This window comes from Pelagicoccus mobilis, from assembly GCF_016595505.1.
Lineage (GTDB): Bacteria > Verrucomicrobiota > Verrucomicrobiia > Opitutales > Opitutaceae > Pelagicoccus > Pelagicoccus mobilis.
In genome coordinates, this window is record NZ_JAENIL010000130.1 from 1 (window position 1) to 1910 (window position 1910).

1 protein-coding gene is annotated in these 1910 nt (G+C 57.7%); it reads left to right on the plus strand.

The annotated features are described in order from the left end of the window. Positions 1 to 331: 331 nt before the first annotated feature. The gene (gene ltrA, locus JIN87_RS27860; RefSeq protein ID WP_200360003.1) at positions 332 to 1801 is read left to right on the plus strand and encodes a group II intron reverse transcriptase/maturase; all 1470 of its coding nucleotides are present in this window, start codon (positions 332 to 334) and stop codon (positions 1799 to 1801) included. Positions 1802 to 1910: the final 109 nt, after the last annotated feature.

A 1910-nucleotide genomic window follows, 5' to 3' on the forward strand; every position in this document is an offset into this window, starting at 1 on the left:
CGTGTGTGCTGGGCATGTTATGAAGCTAGCATAGTGAAAGTCTATGTATCAGGTATTCGCAGAGCCGAAGATTAGGAGAAGGGCAACTGCGGCGTCGCGAGGCGTCGTGGGGAGGAAACCCAATCCAAAGATACGGGACGACGAACAGGAATCGGATACAAGGTGTGACGTAGTCGGGACCAGCGAGCACGTGATCGCCAAGTCCTCCATCTGCAATCGGGCTGCGTTTTATAAATCCGGCGTTCACGTATCGAAAGCATCATGACTTACCCCAGGAGATCTGCGCAGCTGACCTTCGGGTCTGCCGTCGGCGCGAGCCGGTGGGATCGCTGTGCAGAAGTCAGCAGAAGGCATAGTAGCTTCTTGGAACGAGCCAGGAGTAGTCGCCGACGGAGGATCCGTCCGACGAATGGACTGGAGGTCTCACTTGGAGCGAAGGCCTGAACGGTTAACCGAGCAATCGGAATCCGAATGCGTCGTCCGCAAGCCGTCCGCGCTAGCAGGGCTGCCCTCGTATCGAAGGGGCGAACGAGTCGACGCGGAAGGAAGCGCTGATTGTTCGAGCGAGAAGCTCCTGATGGAGCGGATCGTGGAGAGTGCAAACATGAACGCGGCCTACCGCAAGGTGAAGGCCAATAAGGGAGTCGCTGGCGTCGACAGGATGTCCGTGGAAGAGCTGGCAGACTTCATCAAGTCGCATTGGCCTGGAATAAGGGATCGTCTACTCGACGGCTCCTATCGTCCCGAACCAGTGTTGAGAGTGGAACTGCCCAAGCCTGACGGGGGAACCCGTTTGCTGGGTATACCCACAGTTCTGGATCGCTTGATACAGCAGGCGATCCTTCAGGTCCTTCAGGAGGACCACGACAAGAGCTTTTCCGAATCGAGCTTCGGTTTCCGTCCTGGGCGCAGCGCGCGTCAGGCGATTCGCAAAGCTCGCGACTACGTGAAGGAGGGCCGCCGCTGGGTGGTCGATCTGGATCTTGAAAAGTTCTTCGACAAGGTGAACCACGATTTGCTGATGAGCGAGGTCGGAAAGATAGTTTCCGATCCCCGCCTGCTGAAGCTGATTCGCGGATACCTGAAGGCCGGTGTCATGGTTGGAAGCAAGAGTCTTCCGACTGCCAGAGGGACGCCGCAAGGCGGGCCCTTGTCTCCATTCTTGGCGAACGTTCTTCTTGATCGCTTCGACAAGGAGATGGAGAGGCGAGGCCATGCGTTCGTTCGCTACGCGGACGACTGCAACATATACGTGACCACGCGCCGCTCGGCCAACCGAGTTCTAGCAAGCGTCACGCGTTTCCTCGAGCGCAAGCTCAAGCTGTTGGTAAACAAATCGAAGAGCGCTGCGGATCGCCCTTGGCGTCGGACGTTCCTAGGTTTCACCATAAGCGTGTGGAATCGCATCAGGGTGAGCGAGAGGTCCTGGAGGCGTTTCAAGTTCCGTGTGAGGGCGCTGACGCGCCGTAACTCGGGCTGGAGCATCGAGAGGGTTTTAAGCGAGCTCAACGTCTTCGTGCGAGGCTGGAAGGGCTACTATGATGTGGCTGATTCTCGAGACCCCTTCGTCGAATGCGAGAGGTGGATACGTCGTAAGCTGCGTTGCTATCAGCTGAAGCAATGGGGCAAGAGCGGCTACCGCAATCTGCGGCGACTGGGAGTGGATCGCCGCATTGCGTGGATAACCAGCAAGTCGCCGCATGGACCTTGGCGCCTGAGCCGAACGCCCGGGGTTAACTGGGCTCTCAACAACGACTACTGGCGTGGAAAGGGTTTGATAAGCCTCTCCGCTCTGACTTGAATGCGTTCATGGATCTGACCGCAACCTTAACCGAACCGCCTTGGTACGTGATCCGTATGCCGGGTGGTGTGAGAGGGGAGGAGCCGTGAGGCTCCCCTCTATCTCGATT